The organism is Candidatus Methylomirabilota bacterium (assembly GCA_003104975.1).
Taxonomy (GTDB): Bacteria; Methylomirabilota; Methylomirabilia; order Methylomirabilales; family Methylomirabilaceae; genus Methylomirabilis.
This window is the reverse complement of sequence record PQAM01000007.1, coordinates 38,188-57,878: the sequence shown is the minus strand read 5'-3', so window position 1 is coordinate 57,878 and position 19,691 is coordinate 38,188. Positions and strand designations below refer to the sequence as shown.

Here is a 19,691-nt window from a genome sequence, read left to right as displayed (position 1 = left end):
TCCGCGCTACCGGGGGAAGATCAATCCCGCATGAGAGAGGGCAATGCATGAGTTTGGACAAAGATCTAAGCGAAGCCCCCAAGTCGCGGCAACTTTGTGTCGTACACTGATCGGCATAATCAGCCTCTAATTCGCACGTATGTTCGACCAGACCTCGCGATAGAAACACCGTTCTTGACGACAAAGGCCTCGATCCAATGTGTCCCTGCGTATAAAGTTGTTTCCCACCTAACGCGGCCATAAGGACCTTCACCATCATAGAAGCTACCTCTTAGTCCGGTGGCCCTTCGCGCTTCATCACCAGTGTTCACAACCTGCCAGTGGACCTCATACGGTTCGGGAGCGTTTGTGGTGGCTTCGAAGCGCAAAGCGATTTCTTTCGGTACTGATCGGGAGGTGAGCCCCCACAGTTTTTTAGAGTGACGAAGCTTTGGATAAACTGCACCTTTCAAACTCGCCTTGTATTGTCTTTGTTCTGGCCAGATAGACCCTTGGCAGTGACTTGCGTCAGCCAGTGCCGGCACGTTGTCGGAACTGACCGCCCGGGCTGCGGGAACGTTACCTGAGACTATACCCAAGGACTTTGTAATTGTGGCACTGCCAAGTGCGGGCGACAGAGCCTTCGCTACCTCATCCAGTCTTCCTGCCTGCATAGCACTGCTGAAGCCTTCTCGAAGTTTTTCCAGCCATGCGAAGAAAGCGCGAGGGCGCTCTACGTCTTCGTTCCACTTGTCTGCAAAATTTTCCTCCGGATCCACCGGATTAATAATTGACCATTTCCCATCGCGGCGCTCGATGAAGCGTGCCATATCACGGATCATATCCACGAGTGCATCCCAAAGATCTTCCTGGTTGCGGTACGCTTTAGCTGCAAGGGTCGTAATAATAATTGAGGCGGGTTTGTTGTCTTGATCGTTCTGAAAGTGGGAGTTCCTATGCCGTTTCAATATCTGAATCGCCCGCTGCAACGGAGTTTTTACTTGCCACTCTGGGACCTCCTCTACGTTCACTTGGTAGGATTTCGCCAGTGCGGCTCTCTTTTCTTCAAAGATCACCTTCATACGATCATAGAACCAATCTGCATAGGCAATGGGATTGCTCTTCTGCCACCTTACAAGATCCGTGTCTGTCAGCAAAATGGCAACAGGAGGCCGCTCCATGTTGGGAATCGCAGGAAGCACATCCATATGAAATTGTTCTCGGAAGTTGAGGGTCCAGCATCGGCGACCAGACTCCAAGATTTGCGCAATATCTTCGCGCTTCTTCAAACGGTCGCCTATCATCTGTCTCAGCAATTTCTGGGTAACATTCTGCTTCTCGATTTTTAGGCGACAGACCAGATCGATGTCATACTCGTCTTTGTCAGTAAGCGGCTTGATCATCGTACCGATTCGGAACGATCCTTGCGGATAGATTTCCGGAGAATAACTTTGTAGTTCCGAATCCTCGGAGGCTAACCACACACCCACATCTTCATATTTTAGGACTGCATCCTCGTAGAGATGCTGTGGAATGTCCAACGACTCAGCGATGGCCCTAAGAAGTTCGCCAAGTTGGTTTTGAGACATTATCTGCATATCGTCCTCCATTCTCATAATCACGTGTAGCAAGGGGTATATGGTGCGGCAATATGAGGTTTGAATTTCTTCTCAAACCTCGGAGCGAAGACCCGGCTTTCGTGTGCGGCCTTTGCCAGCAGATCGTCAACGCTGGCTTTATCCATGGCAAAGAGCCCATCTGGAACTTTCGGGTCAAGTCGCTCCACCTTACCTTCACCCAGCAAATGCTGCGCTTGCTTCGTAACGCCCAGACTTTGACCTCGCATGAAGACGTCTACTGCGGAGGCCGCCCAGCGCAACTTCCCGCCCCAGTCGAGTCGCCTCGGTCGGAGGATTACCGGATCGGACGTACCGAGGCTGAGAACCGACACTGCCTTTAGATTGACACCCAACACACTGACGGCTTCGATGATACCGACCATAGTCGGGTTATTTGCCCACACTCCACCATCGACTAGGCGGATGGAATTGACTTCTCGGCACGAAGGAAAATAGGTGGGGGCAGCGCTTGTCGCAAGCGCTGCCTTCCACATGAATTCCTTATAGTCACGCCTCAACCGTTCATGGTGGGGCGTCTTGAAGAGGTATACATCGTCCTCGCCCAAATTGTACGCTGGAATTACAAGTCTCTTCTTGCTATCAGCGAGTCGCTTATCGCGAAAGATTTTCTTAAGAGCATCGCGGAGTGGCGCTTGTGGAAACTTGTGGAGCAACCAGTGCTTGAAGGAACGAGCCTTGAAACGATTTCCGAAAATACCCGGTCCTTTGTCGACGTAGAATTCTACTACCTCTCGGGGCCTCAAACCCAGACCCAGCCCCAATGCAATAATTCCACCGGTCGAAGTCCCAGTGATCAAGTCGAAGTGGTCAACTACGCTAATATCGAGGTCTCCTTCGATCGCTGCGAGAACGGCAGCAGAAAAGAGACCCTTAATCCCACCACCATCGAGAGACAGAATCTGGAAGCGCTCTGGCACCGGTTCAGTCATCTTGGTTCTTGTCTGTCATCCTTCTGATTCGATGCGATTTGCTTTTCTCTGTTCTTTTCATTGTCTCCCTAAAACTCAAGCTCTCGCAAAGGTACCACAATGCTGTGGCCCCGCAGCTTTTTCAGCATGACCTCATCAGCCGTGATGAGCGGGTAGCCCAAGTGCTCGGCAAGCGCGACATAAAGCGCGTCATAGATGGTGATCTTATAGGCCCAGGCAATGGCGTTGGCTTTACGCAGGAGTTGAAAATCAGCAGCTCTGATGGTGAGGTGTAGCCCTTCGAGCCCGGCGATGGCTCTTGCTCCATGCTCCTCTGTAGCCCGTGAACCGAAAGGGATAGCGTTGAGTACCTCCAAGAAGGTGAGCTCAGTCCCATAGATAGTGCAGCGCCCTGATGTATGGAACTCTTTGAGCGCCAGAGCCCGGTCTCGGTCAGGTTCATCGCGCTCCACAAACCATTTGGTGAGAACAGACGCATCTACCACGTAGCCTTGGTGGTATGCAGGTATCATCGCTCGCCTTTCAGATTGGTGTCGCGAAAGCGGCGAATGATGGCTACGGGATCCCAATCCCCAAGCTCTTTGGCCAGTTCGTCGATTCTACGGGAGGCCTCTCTCATCTCTTGCCGCTTTTCCTCTTCTTCCCGCTTTTTCCGTTTCGCCTGCAAGTATTCTTCTAATGCAGTCGTAATGAGAGCGCTGCGATTAGTGCCCTCATCTTTTGCTTCCTCGTTGATTTGATCGAGTAATTCGTCTTTCAAGAACACATTGACACGCGCCATGACGTACCTCCTGTAACATATACTAGGCGTACCAATGGTGTGTTGTCAAGTATGTTCGAGTCCCTAAGAATAGAGGGTGATTGCGCAGCTCATTCATGTGTCTGTCATTGCGAGCACCCGCAGGGTGCACCGCAATCTCACCGTAGTTGCCCCGAACGACTGTGAGATTGCTTCGGCTTCGCCTCGCAATGACACGGGAGACTTTCGCAACAGTGACGGCAGTGAATGCTACCGTCCTATCAAGCCATTCGACCTACCGGTTCACGCACTAATACGTCAAGAGTCAAGAATGTCGAGAAGTTGCGAGGGAGTGAGGGATACTTATACATGACGCCACAAATCTCAGGCAGTTCGTCATTCCGGGCTTGACCCCGGATCGAGTCCGGGGCAGGCTCCGGAATCCAGGGCTTTTCTGGATTCCCGCTTTCGCGGGAATGACGGCTATTGTTGCGATTTATGATGCCGCATATAGGTGAGCGTGACCGTGTGGTTACATCCGTTCTGGGGCGGAGACGCCCAGCAGGCCGAGGGCGTTGGCCATGACCACGCGAAGGGCGGCGACCAGCGCCAGGCGGGCGCGCGTGAGGTCCCGATCGGCGGAGATGATCCGGTGGCGGGTATAGTAGCCGTGAAATCGCGCGGCGAGGTCGTGCAGGTAGGTGGTGAGCCGGTGCGGCTCCAGGGCCTGTGCTGCCCCGATCACCAGTTCGGGGTAGAGCGCCAGTTGCTTGATCAACCCGATCTCTTCCGGCAGATCAAGCCGCCCGAGGTCGTCCTCAGACGATGGGACCGCAAACTGCGCCTTTGCCGCCTCCCGGAGGATCCCGCACAGACGGGTGTGGGCGTATTGTACGTAGTAGACCGGGTTCTCCTCCGACGCCGACTTGACGAGCTCCAAATCAAAGTCCAACTGGCTGTCGCACCGTCTGGTGAGGAAGGTAAAGCGCGCCGCATCCCGTCCTACCTCCTCGACCAGCTCGCCCATCGTCACAAACTGTCCCGCCCGCTTGGACATCCGGACCTGTTCGGTCCCGCGCATCAGGCGGACAAGCTGTACAATGAGGATACGCAGCGCCTCCGGTGGATGGCCAAGCGCCTGCATGGCCGCCTGCATCCGGGGCACATAGCCGTGATGATCCGGCCCCCACAGGTCGATCACCTGCTCGAACCCGCGGGCGAACTTGTCCTGGTGATAGGCGATATCCGGTAAGAAATAGGTGATCTCGCCGTCGCCCTTCACGAGAACCCGGTCTTTGTCGTCGCCAAAGAGGGTTGAGCGAAACCACAGGGCCCCTTCATGCTCATATAGCAAATCGCGCGCCTTTAACGCGTCCAGTATTCGCTGCGTCTCGCCCCCTTCCCGCAACTCGCGCTCGCTGAACCACCGATCAAAGGTCACCCCGTATGCTTCCAGCGCGGCCCGCTGCCAGTCAAGGATTCGCGCCACCGCAAAACGGCCCAATCGATCGCGTCGCTCCGGCTCCGGCGCTGAGAGCGACGCCGGCCCATAGCGCTCGAAATAGTCGCGGGCCAGATCGACCAGATACTCGCCGGGATAGGCGTCCTCCGGCATCGGGCACTCCTCGCCCTGCAGTTGACGGCACCGGACCTCCATCGCCAAGGCCAAATTACGGAACTGGTTCCCTGCATCGTTGACGTAATACTCTCGGTGGGGGCGATAGCCGACGGCCTCCAGAAGCCGGGCGATGGCGTCACCGACCGCCGCAGCCCGGGCATTGACGACGACGAGCGGTCCTGTTGGGTTGGCACTGACAAACTCCACGAGTACACGGCGTCCTCCGCCGATGTCAGCCCTTCCATATACCGATCCGGACCGCAGCACCTCGTGAACGAGCTGATGCCAGAACGGTTTTGCGATGAAGAAGTTCAGATAGCCGGCGCCCGCCACCTCGACACGATCCACGAGATCGGCAGGAAAGGTCGCGGAGGACGCCAACTGCTGCGCGATCTCGCGAGGTTTCCGCTTCAGTATCTTCGCCAAACCGAAGGCCAGCGTCGTTGACAGATCACCGAAGGCCGGGTCAGCCGGATATTCCCACGTCGGCGATGCCGGGACGTCCTGCGGGAGTCCCGCTTCGAAGCCGGCCTGCTTGACGACCGTCAGCAGCGACTCAGTGAGATGTGCCTTCAGAGTACGAATCACAGGATGAGCAATGTTTCCTATTGAGTCTTGCATAAGTAACGAAACACGATTTGCTCGCTTATCCGTTCAGCCTGAGCCCGTCGAAGGCCGTTCCGCTCACGGTTCGACAAGCTCACCATGAACGGAAGCACCGGGGACTACATTACTGATGCAAGCTTCAATAATTCGGAGTGGGAACGTGAAATGTTGGCATCACTGGAAAGCGTCAGATGGCCCTAACCGAATCGTGATCATCGCGTAACGGGGTAACCTTGCTTCAACCAGGCCCGTGTTCCCCCTTCGAGGTTATACAGCCGGGTCCTGCCGACCGCCGCCGCGACCTCGCAGGCCACCGCGCTTCGGATTCCTTCAGCGCATACAAAGATGATACCATCCTGCTTGAGCAGGTCTCGCGGACGATTCATCAATGTGGCCAAGGGGATGTGTACGGCCTCGGCAATGTGTCCTTGATTCCACTCGGCCGATTCCCGAACATCAATGACCACCATACCCCCTGCTTCGATCAGATTCTTGGCCGTCTCAACGTTGATGCGTTCAAACGGATCTCGATACTCTTCTGTCGACTCCATGACGCCCCTCGCAAAGGTGACCAATGTTGCCATAAATACGGTAGTAGGTTTATATTCCCGGTCGCTACAATCACATATTCATAATAACCTAATGCTCTATGTGACTTCAAGCGTCAGATTCGCCTGCAGCGCGTCCATTGATCAGGGATTCGGACAATAACTAACGTATCCTTCCCGGACTTACTCCTCCAGGAAGTTCTGAACACCTCGATAGAGCTGAAGGCGATTCTTCTCCAACATGGCGTAATGGGTCGAATCGCCGATGTCCAGGCGCCGCTTGGACGGCGCCGACGTCAGTCTCTGCAGTAACTCGTCGGCCGCCTCATTGGTGATCAACTCTTCAGCGCTTCCCCGCACGATCATCGTGGGTGCTTTGATCCTCGACGGATCGAACAGCGAACGGCCCGCATGGATTTCGTGCCAATCAATGTATGGACCGTTGGGAACCTGGACCGACTCCGGACTGCGTTGTTTCGCGGTAGGGTCGGAGCCGAAGAACGCGTCGAGCCATACCTCGATGACCTCCTTGTCTCGCCATTCATCCTGCAATTCCGGCTTAATCCACCCATCCCACTGATCGAGGAGTTCCCTCCGACCGACGTAACGATAGGCGCCCATTTCAAGGTTTGGTCGATCCGGGTTGATCGGATCACCGAAGGTGTTGATGAATGTGGAATTCCTACCGTAAACCGCCCCAAACATCACCAACTTCCCAACCTTTTCCGGATGAAGCGTTGCATAGAGGGCCGACCACGAGGCGCCGATGGAGTGGCCGATGATATTGACCTTATCCACCTTCCGTTTAGAGCGAATGAAATCGACGGCCACATCGATATCCCGCATGACCTGATCCGCCCGAACGATGGGCAGGTTTTGATGCGGAGGCTCTCTCATCTCCGGTGGTCTGGTCGAGCGTCCGAATCCTCGGATGTCCAGCGTGAATGCATCAAAGCCGCGTTGAGCCATATACTCTAACCACGAATAGCCGGGAACAGCTACATCAAACATCACCGACGCCGGACTTGGAATCCCGTGAATAAATAACACCACATTCTCTTTTCCAATCTTCGGCAGATTTGCAAGACGTTTCTCTCTAACAAATAGTTTTATCCCCTGGTCCTTGCCTTGTACTAAAAATTCCTCTTTGACAATAGCGTTCTCCTGCTCCGCCGCACCGGCATCAGAGGCGCTGATTGCGACAACAGCGACCACCATCCGGCATATCATGCCGATTCGCCATCGAGAATCCATCCTGCGCTCCTTTCTCTGGGTACTCTGCCGACACAGCACTGTCATCCCTTGCTCTTGTATCACAGGCCTCTTAGTATAGGGCTACGACCGGCTGGGGTGTCAACTTCTTTTCACGGTTGGATCGGCTGGACTCTTAGCACAGCACTCCCTTCGACGAGGTTTGCCTCAACGCCTTGATTTTTCTATAATACGATCCATGAATCAGATTGTTGATGTTCAGGCTACCAGCCGTACGATCACCAAACAGAGCGGGTCGAATTTCTACTATGCCTTCCTCTTCCTCCCGAAACCCAAGCGCGAAGCGCTCTACGCGGTCTATGCCTTCTGCCGGTTAAGCGACGATCTGGTGGACGAGACGAAGGCCGGCGCCAATCCCGCAGATGCGCTGGCCCGGTGGCGACGCGCCCTCGATGCCTCCTTCGACGGCGGCGTTGATATACCGGCCATGAACGCGGTCGGTGAGGTCGCGCGCCGCTTTCATATCCCGAAGCGCTATTTCGACGAGTTGCTCAATGGGATGGAGATGGATCTGACCCGCGTGAGATACGCGACGTTCGAGGAACTGTATCTCTACTGCTATCGCGTGGCGTCCGTTGTGGGTCTGATCTGCGTCGAAATCTTCGGCTATACCAATCCGCTGACGAAGACCTATGCCGAACAACTGGGGATTGCGTTTCAACTGACCAACATCCTGCGAGATGTGGGGGTGGACGCACAGCGAGGACGCATCTATCTTCCACAAGATGAGCTTCGACGCTTCGGGTACTCCGAGGAAGAGCTCCTGGCAGGCCGTTACAACGAGGCCTTCACCGAGCTGATGCGGTTCCAATGCGAACGAGCGCGAGGCTTTTTTCGAGCCGCATCGGACGCGCTGACCACGGAGGACACGCGGTCACTCTTGGCCGCGGAGATCATGCGGGCTATTTACTATCGCCTCTTGCTCAGGATCGAAGCCCAACGGTACGATGTCTTCCATGCGGATATCACCATCGGCAAACCCCAGAAACTGCTGTTGGCCGGCGGCCTCTGGTTGCGATCGATGCTCAGCCTGTAATCGACTCGTCGTCCGATTAGCGCCCCTCTCCGTGATGATCGATCCCGATGTGCGCCTTGATAAAGGTGACGATGCGCGCCTCGTTAAATTCATCAAACTTGTCGATCCTACCCCACGCGGTCAGTGCGATCTTGCGATCCATATCCGGGTAGGGAGCAAGAATGACGTGATCGTAACGTTCGGCGATCGCAGTCAGTTGTTTGACGAGGTCGGGGCAATCCTGGCACGCGTACTGAATCACGACCCCGCCATCCTCAAGATTGTGCACCTGCAACTCCTTCGAAACCGGTTCGGTATACACGCCCCATCGAGCCAGTCCCGAGGCATGAGGGCCAGACGTCGGCGGGTCACTGTTATACGGCGGATGCGGCATCCCGAGGGGAACATGGGGACTCGGTAGAATCGGAACCGTCGTCCAGGTGTGCGTCTCCGTCATCTTGCCGTATCCCCAATAGCCCGCCACCAGCAGGACCACGGCGACCACGGCGTACAATCCGATCTGCCCTGTGCGTTGCTCGCGACGTTTCGCCCGCTGCGCTTCGGACCGTTCCTCTCGTGCCTTCTGTTTTGCTTCCTTCTTCACCTGCGACTTTTCGATCTCCGGTTTTGTCATTACTCCCTCCGACTGTCCTCTCTCTGCATCGCCTTCATGTGGGGCGATGTTCTTCCCCTGCGCTTGCGAGCGACGCCCGCAGCCTTCCGCTCGTCCGGTTGCGTCGCCTCGGGCGCAGCGATGAGCACGAGGAGTTCGCTCGCGGCTTCCTCAATCGATTTGCTGGTCATATCGATGACCGGCCAGCCTGCCTTCCGAAAGAGCGAACGACTATAGGCAAGCTCCGCGCGCACCTTCTCCGCCGCCGCGTAGGTCTCGGCGACCGGCGTCTGCTTGCGTTCGAGCCTGGCTCGCCGCAACTCGACCAGTCGATCGACCCCGACGATGAGACCGACGACGCGACTTTGATCGATGGTCATGAGCCGGCTTGGCAGCGGCAGATTGAGAATCACCGGGATATTGGCTACCCGCCATCCCTTTCCGGCCAGGTAAATGCTCAAGGGCGTCTTCGATGTTCGTGAGATCCCGACCAGGACGATTTCGGCGCGATCAAGGCCAAGTGGGTGCTGGCCGTCGTCGTGCTTGACGGTATACTCGATGGCCTCGATCCGTTGGAGGTACTCCTGCCCCAACTGCCTGAAGAGACCCGGCTGCATGAGCGGCGGAACGCGGAGTTGGTCGCTCAGGCGAAGCAGGAGCGGACCGATCAGATCGATCGTCTCAACCCCCCGTTCCCGTCCCTCCCGCAACATCATCTGGCGAAGCTCTTCCGACACCAGCGTATGCACAATGATCGCGTTGGTGGCTTGAGCAACCTCGACGGCGCGCCCCACCTCATCAACCGTCCTGATATTCGACAGGCGGCGGATCTCGACCCCCGTCACCTGAAACTGTGCCAGTGCCGCTCGGACCACCAGTTCGCCGGTCGCACCCGTGGCGTCTGAGACGACAAAGATCTGATACCGGCCTGCAGCGGATGATAGGTTCACAGCGGATGCCTCCCGTCCTCTTTACAGCTCCAGCAGCACCGCCACCTCGTCGCAATAATCCCACTTGCTGCAGTGGCGGCAATCCTTCCATACCTTTTCCGGCAGGGCCAACCTCTCCACCACGCGGAACCCCAGGCACTCGAAAAAGGCCGGCTTATAGGTTAATGCAAAGACACGCCCGATCGCCCGCTCTTTGGCTGCCGCGATGCAGGCCTCGGTCACTGAGCGGCCGATCCCTTTCCCCCCATACCCCGGTCGAACGGCCAGCGACCGGATTTCCGCCAGATCTGCTCCATAGATATACAGGGAACAGACCCCAACAATCTGCCGATCTTGCTCACAGACGCGAAAGTCCGCAATGCGGCCGTAGAGCTCTTGCAACGTCAGCGACAACAGATCGCCCGTGCCGGCGTAGAGATTCACCAGATATGCGATAGCGGGAACATCGGCCGGCTCCGCCTTTCTCACCAACCGACACCTCGATCGGGAATCCCCGTCATTGCGGTCCATGTGGAGCGCTTCAGTCCGACCCCGTCGATGGTCAATCGTCCCGGCCTCCCGTACTCGCCCTCCAGCGATATCTGTATCGGCAAACACTGCTGAATCGTCCACAGATTCGTCAGCAGATGTCGGCTCACATGGGCGGTCGTGAGCGCCGAACGGCCATCGGCCAAGGCCATGAGGACCGCAAGCTGGTCGGCCAGATGGCCTTCGGTTGCCGCAGCGTCGGCCAGAAAGCCAAGCAGGGCATCGGCAGCCTCGTCGGCCAGGCGCTCGGCCGGTTTGCCGCGTTCGCCGAGCGCGCTAAAGCCGGCACGACTCTCCTCGAATTCGGCCCATACAAACAGGGTATCGCCCGGGCAGGCCGCCTCCAACTCCGCCACCTCGATCTCGATGGCGTACCCGGCATCGGCAAGCCGGGACCGGATTCGATCCGCCTGACGCTCCGCAATGGCCCTGGGCAGTCCGGCGACGCCTGAGATCCCCCGAATCGCCGCCAGCGCGCCGCGATTCGTCAGATCAATGGCGTGAAGGCGCAGGGGCGGCTCCACCGCGGCTCGCACCTCGCCGCCTCCCCTCGGGTAAAAGCCGCTCCGGTGCACCTGCCAGGCCGCCATTAATCCCATTCTCCTTACGATCGGCAAAAAGACCTCAGAGATGTATGGGGCGGGCGGGCTCCATGGGACATGCGTTCCACCCGTAAAGGTTAACGTCGACGGGCGGTCGGCAAACGCAAGCGCCACCACAACGGCCTGAAACAGCAGCGGCACAGCCCCGGCCGTCCCGATGTCCAACCGACGCGATCCTCCGGTGATCGGTCCGGGAGCAAAATAGAGCCGTGAAGAGCCGATCTCCGCGCCCTGCACCTCGGCGCCCGTGATCTCCGCGAGCGCCTTGACACAGGAGAGATGTTGCGGCTGAAGACCTGGGTTCCTCCGACCCGCCCGAATCCTGACAAGCTCTGTGGGCCGACCAAGGACAGCGGACAGGGCCAGCGCCGTCCTGAGAACCTGTCCGCCTCCCTCCCCGTATGAGCCGTCGATGGTGAGTACAGACATGCTTGTCATACCCATGCCATACTTCGCCCAACCGTAGGGGCGCTGCTTGCTGCGCCCTGCTCGGGATCAGGTACCGCTGGGCAGGGCAAGCCCTGCCCCTACAATGATCGATGCCATCGACTATAATATCAACAGCGGAGGGAGCCGTCGCGACATATCTCTACCGCCGAGATGGCATTATCCGGAACGGTATTATTTGCCTGCCACCGGAAACTGTCAAGGAAACTCTTGGGCGGCGGACCCATCAACGGCTTCATTTGCGAGCCGTTCGCGCTGCGCCTTTCTTCGGGCCTTATCGTGGAAACGCCCAAGCTCAACAATTACCCGCTCATGCTCACACTCGGCGATCTTCTCCACTTCGTCAAAGGCCTCGATTCGGAACAGCAGGCGTCGACCGTCGATCGCGGTCAGGCGCGCTACTATCCTTACGATGACCCCGACAGGAGTCGGCGCCAGATGTGTCATCGTGATCGTACGACCGACCGTCCCCTGCCCGTCGGCGAGATACGGCTGCACCCCCGCCGTCGCCGCCTCCTCCATCCACTCCACCACAACCGGCGTGGTAAGGACATGGACATGAGGGTTCCCATGCCGATCGGCCGCCTCGGCCTCGGTCACCCTCCACGCCTTCTCGAACATCATCCCCTCGCGCAGGCTCATCGCTCCTCCCACCTCCTCATCCAGCCTCCGTCGCTGAATCCCATGTAGAATAGTGCTTGACAGGCTCATGGAGAGTGACTAGATTGGGCCGGTTTTGCGACATGCTCTACCTTGTCTACTCCATGCTACCATACGGACGGCGTCGCACGCTGCAGCACGTTATGATAGCACCCGCCGACTTGACGGAATGCGCTGCTGAGAATACCATCCCGACATGGGGCGGGTATGCAGTCGACGAACCCTGCTAATGCGGTACATGGTATCGTGAGGTTATCTATGTCTACGCTCGATCAAGAGAGCGGACCAGCCGTCTTGCGGCGTACGGTCGAATACCAGCCAACGCGCTCGTGGCGAACCTGGCTGATCGGGCGGCCACTCCGGACCGCCGATGCGCCTCATCAGACGATCGGCAAGACCGTCGGCCTGGCCGTATTCGCGTCAGATGCCCTCTCGTCCACCGCCTATGCCACGGATGAGATTCTGTTCGTCCTGGCTGCCGCGGGAACGGCCGCATTCGTCTATTCCCTCCCGATTTCTCTGGCTATCGTCACGTTACTGGCCATTGTCACGCTCTCATATAAGCAGATCATCCATGCCTACCCCGGAGGAGGCGGCGCCTATATCGTCGCCCGCGACAACCTGGGGGAGTTGCCGTCCCAGGTTGCCGGCTCAGCGCTCCTCGTCGACTACATTTTGACCGTCGCCGTCTCAGTGGCATCCGGCGTCGCCCAGTTGGCGTCGGCATTCCCGGTTCTCCTCGACTATCGGGTGCCGCTGGCGGTCGCCATGGTGCTGGTGATGATGGTGATCAATCTTCGAGGCGTCAGGGAGTCCGGATCCATTCTCGCCATCCCCAGCTATTTCTTTTTGGCCATCACCCTCCTGACCGTCGGCAGCGGCTTCCTTCGGTATCTGACGGGAGACCTCGGAATCGTCGAGGACCCCCCGCATTTGGAGACACAGGCTCACCTTGAATCCATCACGTTATTCTTGATTCTCCACGCCTTTGCCAACGGGACGACGGCGCTCACCGGTATCGAGGCGATCTCGAACGGGGTGACAGCCTTCAAAGAGCCACGCAGTCGCAATGCCGCCATGACGATGATCTGGATGTCCGCGATCCTGGGCAGCCTGTTCTTCAGCATCACCTTCCTGACCGGCAAGATCGGTGCGATCCCTTCTGAGACCGAGACGATCATCTCGCAATTGGCGCGGACCGCGTACGGCGGACGCAGCCTGCTGTACCTGGCGATGATCGGCGGCACGACACTGATCTTGATTATGGCCGCCAATACGTCATTTGCCGGCTTCCCGCGGCTAAGCGCCCTGCTGGCGGAGGATGGCTTTTTACCCCGACAACTGACCTATCGGGGGAGCCGTCTCGTCTATTCGAGGGGCATTGTGGCACTGGCTCTCGTCGCGTCGGGTCTCATCGTCGTCTTCGGCGCCAGCGTCAATACGCTCATCCCGCTTTATGCCATCGGGGTCTTCGTCTCGTTCACGCTGGCGCAGGCCGGCATGGCGCACCGGTGGTGGAAGGTCGGTCGTCTCAGACCGGGTGAGGAGGTCGCCGAGCGCGGCTCAACGCTCCGCTACGAATCTCGCTGGGCGGTCAAGATGGCGATCAACGGCTTTGGCGCCCTGTGCACGGCGGTCGTGACGCTGGTCTTCGCTGTAACGAAGTTTCACGAGGGGGCATGGATCGTGATGTTCCTGATCCCGATCCTGACCGGTATCTTCTTTGCGATCCATCGCCATTACCGGGATCTGGCCGCGCGGCTGTCGCTGGAGCGGTACGGCACCCCGGGCCGCGTCACCCGTCAGCGGGTGATCCTGCCGCTCAGCGGCGTGCATCGCGGGACGCTGGCGGCGCTTCGCTATGCCCGCACCCTGTCCGACGACATCACGGCCGTCCATATCTCTATGGATCAGGCCGAGGTGGACAGTGTGCGCCGCAAGTGGGAGCTGTGGGGCGATGGGGTCCGCCTCGTTGTGCTGGATTCCCCCTATCGGTTGTTTCTGGAGCCCCTGTTGGGGTACATTGAAGAGATTGCTGCGCAGCGTCAGCCGAACGAAATTATCACGATCATCGTCCCGCAGTTTGTGCCGCGCCGCTGGTGGCATAACCTGTTGCACACGCAGGCCGCCATGTGGTTGCGGCTGACACTCTTGTTCAAGTCGGGGATCGTGATTACCGACGTGCCGTATCAGGTGGAGTAACATGCGGCTTTGACGAGGCATGGGAGAGATCGAACAGTTATGAATATTGTGATCGTAGGATGCGGACGGGTCGGCGCCGAGTTGGCCTATCGCCTGTTTCAAAAGGGCCACCACGTCGCGGTGGTCGATCAGGTCGCCTCCGCGCTGAACAACCTGCCGACCGACTTTCGCGGGCGGACCATACATGGTGAGGCCCTGGCCGCAGATGTCCTGCGTCGAGCCGGCATCGAGCAGGCCGACGGCCTGGCCGCTGTGACTAATTCCGATACGCTCAACGCCGTGGTCGCGCATGTCGCGCGAACTGTGTATTGTGTGCCGCAGGTCGTTGTCCGCAACTACCACCCTCGCTGGCGAATCCTCCATGAGACCTTCGGCTTGCAGGTCGTCAGCTCGACCAGTTGGGGCGCGCAGCGCATCGAGGAGTTGCTCTATCCCGCGTTGGCTCGTTGCGTCTTCTCGGCCGGTAACGGCGAGGTTGAGATCTATGAACTCTCGGTAACTGAGGCTTGGCGTGGCCGTACCCTCCGGGATCTCCTCCACCCGGGCCAGTGTCTGGCGGTGGCGCTGACGCGGGCCGGTAAGGCCATGCTCCCCTCCCTGGAGGAACCTCTGGAGACCGGCGATATCTTGCATCTGAGTTCGACGATGGAGGGCATCGAAACATTGCGCGAGCGACTGAAGACGCCACAAGGGGGCTGATATGTTCGTTCTGATCGCCGGGGGAGGTCGAACCGCGGCACATCTGGCCGCTCTCTTGCTGGCTCATCAGCATGAGGTCCGAGTGCTCGAACACCGACGTGACGTACTTGCGAACCTGCACCATGAGTTGCCTACCGAGGTGATCTACGAAGGCAACCCCATCGACTCGCAGGTATTAGAGCAAGCCGGTATCGGGCGGGCGAAGGTGCTGGCTGCGTGCACCTCTGTCGATGAGGATAATCTTGCGCTCTGTTACTTTGCCCGTACTCGCTACAATGTGCCTCGGATCATCGCCTGGGTGAATAATCCTCGCGCCGCCTGGCTTTTCGATGAAAAGTTTCACGTCGATGTGGCGCTGAATCAGGCCGAGATCTTCAGCAGTCTGATTGAAGAAGAGATGTCGCTCGGCGATATGATGACATTGCTCAAACTGCGCAGGGGCCGCTACTCCCTGGTCGAAGAGAAGATCCCGCCGGAAGCGCGCGCCCTGGGCGTCGCCATCAAAGATCTGACTCTGCCGGCGAATTCGGTGATCGCGACGATCATCCGGCATGGGCAGATTCTCATTCCGCGCGGGGACACTCGATTTGAGGTCGGGGATGAGGTGCTCGCAATTGCTGACCGTGAAGGGGCCGAAGAGCTGGCCAGACTCTTCGGTCGACCGGAAGCGCACCAGAAAGCGTAAGTGGGTAGCGGTTTAGACTGAAGGCTGAAGGCTATACGTGGTATTGTCACGTCAGAGGTGTTGTGTGATCACGCATGCCACACTCCCGACAGCCTTTAGTCTTCAGCCTATCAGCCTGAATGGTTAACCGGACGACGGCTTAACAGCCCAGTCGATCAAGGAAGGCTTCAATAGCCTCGCTCACCTCGTCGGGCTTCTCGATCATCACCATGTGGCCAGCCGAGGGAATGAGGAGAAGCTGCGATCCGTTGATCTGCCGGTGCAGATACTCGGCGTATTTCGGCGGGGTCATCAGATCGTCGGTTCCACAGATCACCAAAGTCGGAAGGGTAATCACCTTGACCTGCTCCATCACGTCAAAGGCATCGCACGCGCGAAAGTCGCCCTCGATGACTGAGACCGGGGTGCGCAGCATCGCATCGGCATCCTGTTTGAGCAGTTCCGCGGGAGAACCGGGCGCGCGCCCCCAACTGGCCATCAATTCGACCGTTCGTTCTGTGTCATCATGAAGGCCCGCAAAAATCTGCGGCCGTACGCGTAATCGTGCCCCGGTCCCTATCAAAACGATTGCCGCAAACAGTCCGGGATCGACCAGCGCAAGCCTTTGCGCGATAGCTCCACCCATCGAGTGGCCCACCAACACGGTTCGGTCGAGACCCAAGACCGTCAGGAATATTTTGATGGCGTCGCAGTACACGTCGATCCGATCGGCGCCACCCCCCTCAGAGCCGCCATGTCCGGGAAGGTCTATCGCGATGGCCTTTCGCCGACGCCCCAGCACCCTGAGCTGCTGGAGCCACACCTGATGGCTCCCTCCTGCGCCGTGGAGGAATAGGATTGGTGGCAGATGGCCGACCGGTGTCGGACCTTGTTCGATGAAATGGATTGGAGCGCTCCTGACCTGAACGTACGGCACGTCGCGTCCCTACGTCGCTTCAGCCTTCAACGCCCTGCCTAAAAGCTTTACCACCGCCTCCTGCGGCGACCGATGCTCAAAGAGGACCGCATAGGTTTCCTGACAAATCGGCATATCCACGGAGAAGCGACGGGCAAGCTCGACCGCGCCCTTCGACGCGTTGACCCCTTCCTTCACGGTCGGGCTGCGCGGCAACAGATCGGAAAGCGCCGCGCCCCTGCCCAGCGCCAGTCCAAGCTGCCGGTTCCGCGAAAGATCCCCCGTACAGGTCAGGACCAGGTCCCCAAGCCCGGCCAGACCGGCAAAGGTCTCGGCGCGTCCGCCCATGGCGACGCCCAGCCGGGTCATTTCGCGCAACCCCCGTGTAATGAGGGCAGCCAACGCATTGTGCCCGAGTCCAAGGCCGTCCACGATGCCGGCCGCAATGGCAATCACGTTCTTGATCGCCCCGCCCAACTCGACCCCCAACGGATCGGTCCCGGCATAGACGCGAAAGGTGGGGGTGCTCAGCAGGCTCTGCGCCCGTGTTGCCACGGAAGCCTCTGCCGAGGCGACGACCGCCGCCGTCGGCAATCCCCTGCCCACCTCCTTCGCAAAGGTCGGGCCTGAAAGCACCGCCGGCGTCGTGATCGATGGTGCCACCTCATGCACTACCTGCAACATCGTCATACAACTATTCGGTTCCAGGCCCTTCGTCGCGATGACGCAAATCGTCGATTCCCGGATGAACGGAAGCAACGCGGCACATACGGAACGCATAACATGCGAGGGGGTCACCAGCAGGACCGCCGAGCAGCCCCGAGCCGCTTGAGCGAGCGTGTCGGTGATCTCGAGCGCCTCGGGTAGTTCAATCCCCGGGAGATAGACGCTGTTCTCACGCTCCTTCGCCATCGAGGCGGCGAGTTCGCGCTCCCACACCCAGAGCGTCACCTGGTACCCCTTCTCGGCCAACAGCTTGGCGAGCGTGGTCCCCCAGGCCCCGGCACCGACGACACCGATTCGTTCCATCATCATCTCTTAAGAGCGCCGAGAGCGCCTGGCGGCCGCACGCAACCAGGCAAGTCCCGCTCCCGAGAGCACAATCAGTACCAGACTCATGATCTGGGCCGCGCGTACAGGTCCCAACATCAAACTGTCGATTCGAAATCCTTCAATAAAGAACCGCCCCACAGAATACAGTCCAAGATAACAGAGCGTCAGTGCGCCGCGAGTCGGTTCCAGGCGCTTGCGAAGCAGGAAGTAGAGGATCGCAAAAACCAGGATATTCCAGAGCGATTCGTACAGAAACGTCGGGTGAAAATACTCGTAAGCGGCCAGATGGGGCGGCCGGTGGTACGGCTCAATGTACAGTTTCCACGGCACGTCAGTTGGAATTCCGAAGGCCTCCTGATTAAAAAAATTGCCCCACCGTCCGATCGCCTGTCCGAGCGGAGCCGAAAGCGCCATGATGTCCAGGTAAGCCAACACGGGGAGTTTCTTCCTGACCGAATAGATGATCGCGGCTAGCCCCCCCGCCAGCAGGCCGCCGTGGATCGCCAGGCCCCCTTCCCACACCGCCAGGATCTTCAGCGGATTCTGACTATAATAGCCCCAGTTGAACAGGACGTAGTAGAGCCGCGCGCCCAGCAGACCCCACATCACGCCGTACACAATCACGTTCAAGAGTTGTTCCGGATCCTCCCCACGACGGGCCGCCTCGCGCTGCGCCAACCAGGTCCCGAGTAAGACCGCGACGGCGAAGAGCAGGCCGTACCAACGAATGGAAATCGGGCCGATCTGCAGAACCAACGGACCTGGCGATGCGAACATACACACCTCATCTAGTATTGGTGTCAGATCTCTCGGTAGCTTACGTTCGGCTCACTGTAGCCAAAAATCGAGTGAAGTCAAGGCAAATCTGGCTGCGCCGGCATACAGTAAATGTCAAGCAGGGGAGGGACCGATGCTGCCAGGCGCAATTTGCAGGAGGATAAAGTACAAGAGCAGCAGGATTAGGCCCAGGGGCACGCCAAGCCTCGCCCATTCCCGGCTTTTGATACCAAGTTTGCCGGCACAGATGATATTGGGGATGTTGCCGGGTATGAGCATGCCGCCGGAAATCAACAGCCCCATCACAAGGAACTGGATCTTCGACACGCTCATGAGAGGCGAGATTTCGGCAGCCGCCAGTGTGGCGTTATCCAGGACGGCCGATACCATATTTACCCAGTACAGCACGGACTCAGGCATCACAACGAGATACCGATCGACCACAGGTGCGAAGCCGTGCCCGAGCAGCAGGAGGGCCGCAACGAAGGCGTAGACCCTTACCGCTCGAAGAGTGATGGTCAGGTAACTTTCAGGAACATCCTCGGTCAGACTTTCCGCCGTGCTGACCTGACGACCCCCAAATCCGGCCGCGAGTAGTCCCAAGAAGAGAATCCCCGCGACTACCCATGGCCAAAGGAGCTTTGCCAAAAAGAAGAATCCGGCAGAGTGCGGAGGACCAGAGAGTTTGGCCGTCGCAATGGTGGATAGCGGTTCCCCGATGGGCGTGAGCACCGCCCCCAAGCCGATGGAATAGCAAGCGACAATGACGATCGAGCGTTCCTTGTCCCTTTCCATGCGAAGCCCTGAAATCACCTCCACCAAGATCAGTGCGGCAATAATGGCGGTGACGACGCTCGAGATGATCCCCAACCCGACCACCAACGTAAACAGAAAATACGGCAAGCCCACCCCACGCGCCAACCGCGAGACCCGATGTCGTATGAAGTCCCGGCACTGGCGAAAGAGCACTCCAAAGACAAGAACAGCGGCTGAGATCTTTATTGGCTCGGTCAGCACCTCTCCGATCAGATGCCGGCTCCACAGCCCGCTCATCGTCACAGCCAGGCATCCCATAACCAGGAGGAATACCTCGAGCTCCTCCTCCACCCAACGGACGGAGAAAGGCAGAACCAGCACCATCCCCATGATCAGTCCCAGGCCGATGATGACCGCAATCTCTGACAATGTCATGATCCTCGTTGATGACACATAGACCGCTGACGTGTGCCTCTGT

The 19,691-nt window shown here is 58.4% G+C and carries 20 protein-coding genes; 4 read left to right on the top strand and 16 right to left on the bottom strand.

The genetic code is table 11. The features are described from left to right. Positions 1–119 precede the first annotated feature (119 nt). The 7 genes from C3F12_03645 to C3F12_03615 form a co-directional block, all read right to left on the bottom strand. On the bottom strand, positions 120–1,577 hold the full coding sequence (locus tag C3F12_03645) for a nucleotidyltransferase (GenBank protein ID PWB47789.1): 1,458 nt from the start codon (positions 1,575–1,577) through the stop codon (positions 120–122). A gap of 20 nt (positions 1,578–1,597) precedes the next feature. Then, complete coding sequence (locus C3F12_03640) at positions 1,598–2,548, bottom strand: patatin (protein ID PWB47788.1); 951 nt, start codon at positions 2,546–2,548, stop codon at positions 1,598–1,600. 68 nt (positions 2,549–2,616) lie between these two features. After that, entirely contained in the window at positions 2,617–3,060 is a 444-nt protein-coding gene (locus C3F12_03635) for a PIN domain nuclease (GenBank protein PWB47787.1), read from the bottom strand. Then, positions 3,057–3,329: a hypothetical protein gene (locus tag C3F12_03630; GenBank protein PWB47786.1), complete on the bottom strand. Its 273-nt coding sequence runs from the start codon at positions 3,327–3,329 to the stop codon at positions 3,057–3,059. Before C3F12_03630 ends, C3F12_03635 begins: the two co-directional genes overlap by 4 nt. A 490-nt stretch (positions 3,330–3,819) precedes the next feature. Next, on the bottom strand, positions 3,820–5,526 hold the full coding sequence (locus tag C3F12_03625; GenBank protein PWB47785.1) for an arginine--tRNA ligase: 1,707 nt from the start codon (positions 5,524–5,526) through the stop codon (positions 3,820–3,822). 197 nt (positions 5,527–5,723) lie between these two features. Further along, positions 5,724–6,095, bottom strand: a complete 372-nt coding sequence (locus C3F12_03620) for a hypothetical protein (GenBank protein ID PWB47784.1) — start codon at positions 6,093–6,095, stop codon at positions 5,724–5,726. Positions 6,096–6,242: 147 nt separating this feature from the next. Then, complete coding sequence (locus C3F12_03615) at positions 6,243–7,358, bottom strand: hypothetical protein (GenBank protein ID PWB47783.1); 1,116 nt, start codon at positions 7,356–7,358, stop codon at positions 6,243–6,245. Positions 7,359–7,509: 151 nt separating this feature from the next. Between C3F12_03615 and hpnD the strand changes: the two genes are divergently transcribed. Beyond that, positions 7,510–8,367, top strand: coding sequence for a squalene synthase HpnD (gene hpnD / locus C3F12_03610; GenBank protein ID PWB47782.1), 858 nt, complete (start codon positions 7,510–7,512; stop codon positions 8,365–8,367). Between the two features lie 16 nt (positions 8,368–8,383). On the opposite strand, the gene C3F12_03605 is transcribed toward hpnD, so the two are convergent. The 5 genes from C3F12_03605 to C3F12_03585 form a co-directional block, all read right to left on the bottom strand. Next, positions 8,384–8,980, bottom strand: coding sequence for a hypothetical protein (locus tag C3F12_03605; protein ID PWB47781.1), 597 nt, complete (start codon positions 8,978–8,980; stop codon positions 8,384–8,386). Beyond that, positions 8,980–9,909, bottom strand: a complete 930-nt coding sequence (locus C3F12_03600; GenBank protein PWB47780.1) for a hypothetical protein — start codon at positions 9,907–9,909, stop codon at positions 8,980–8,982. The genes C3F12_03605 and C3F12_03600 overlap by 1 nt, the downstream gene beginning before the upstream one ends. A gap of 21 nt (positions 9,910–9,930) precedes the next feature. Then, positions 9,931–10,419 (bottom strand): GNAT family N-acetyltransferase, encoded by a 489-nt coding sequence (locus C3F12_03595; protein PWB47779.1) that lies wholly within the window; start codon positions 10,417–10,419, stop codon positions 9,931–9,933. Further along, positions 10,374–11,483, bottom strand: a complete 1,110-nt coding sequence (locus C3F12_03590) for an RNA 3'-phosphate cyclase (protein ID PWB47778.1) — start codon at positions 11,481–11,483, stop codon at positions 10,374–10,376. The genes C3F12_03595 and C3F12_03590 overlap by 46 nt, the downstream gene beginning before the upstream one ends. 201 nt (positions 11,484–11,684) lie before the next feature. Next, positions 11,685–12,197 (bottom strand): thioesterase, encoded by a 513-nt coding sequence (locus tag C3F12_03585; protein PWB47777.1) that lies wholly within the window; start codon positions 12,195–12,197, stop codon positions 11,685–11,687. A 207-nt stretch (positions 12,198–12,404) separates the two neighbouring features. Between C3F12_03585 and C3F12_03580 the strand changes: the two genes are divergently transcribed. The 3 genes from C3F12_03580 to C3F12_03570 are packed head-to-tail and all read left to right on the top strand — an operon-like array spanning position 12,405 to position 15,732. Continuing rightward, positions 12,405–14,348: a permease gene (locus C3F12_03580; GenBank protein PWB47776.1), complete on the top strand. Its 1,944-nt coding sequence runs from the start codon at positions 12,405–12,407 to the stop codon at positions 14,346–14,348. Between the two features lie 39 nt (positions 14,349–14,387). Then, complete coding sequence (locus tag C3F12_03575; GenBank protein ID PWB47775.1) at positions 14,388–15,047, top strand: portal protein; 660 nt, start codon at positions 14,388–14,390, stop codon at positions 15,045–15,047. Between the two features lies 1 nt (position 15,048). Further along, positions 15,049–15,732 (top strand): potassium transporter TrkA, encoded by a 684-nt coding sequence (locus C3F12_03570; GenBank protein ID PWB47774.1) that lies wholly within the window; start codon positions 15,049–15,051, stop codon positions 15,730–15,732. A 139-nt stretch (positions 15,733–15,871) separates the two neighbouring features. Here the strand turns inward: C3F12_03570 and C3F12_03565 are convergent, their stop codons facing one another. The 4 genes from C3F12_03565 to C3F12_03550 form a co-directional block, all read right to left on the bottom strand. Further along, positions 15,872–16,648: an alpha/beta hydrolase gene (locus tag C3F12_03565; protein ID PWB47773.1), complete on the bottom strand. Its 777-nt coding sequence runs from the start codon at positions 16,646–16,648 to the stop codon at positions 15,872–15,874. Positions 16,649–16,657: 9 nt separating this feature from the next. Further along, a complete protein-coding gene (locus C3F12_03560; GenBank protein PWB47794.1) occupies positions 16,658–17,659 on the bottom strand; it encodes a glycerol-3-phosphate dehydrogenase in 1,002 nt (333 codons plus the stop codon). 6 nt (positions 17,660–17,665) lie between these two features. Next, positions 17,666–18,457: a prolipoprotein diacylglyceryl transferase gene (locus tag C3F12_03555; protein PWB47772.1), complete on the bottom strand. Its 792-nt coding sequence runs from the start codon at positions 18,455–18,457 to the stop codon at positions 17,666–17,668. A gap of 114 nt (positions 18,458–18,571) precedes the next feature. Continuing rightward, complete coding sequence (locus tag C3F12_03550; GenBank protein ID PWB47771.1) at positions 18,572–19,648, bottom strand: cation transporter; 1,077 nt, start codon at positions 19,646–19,648, stop codon at positions 18,572–18,574. Positions 19,649–19,691 lie beyond the last annotated feature (43 nt).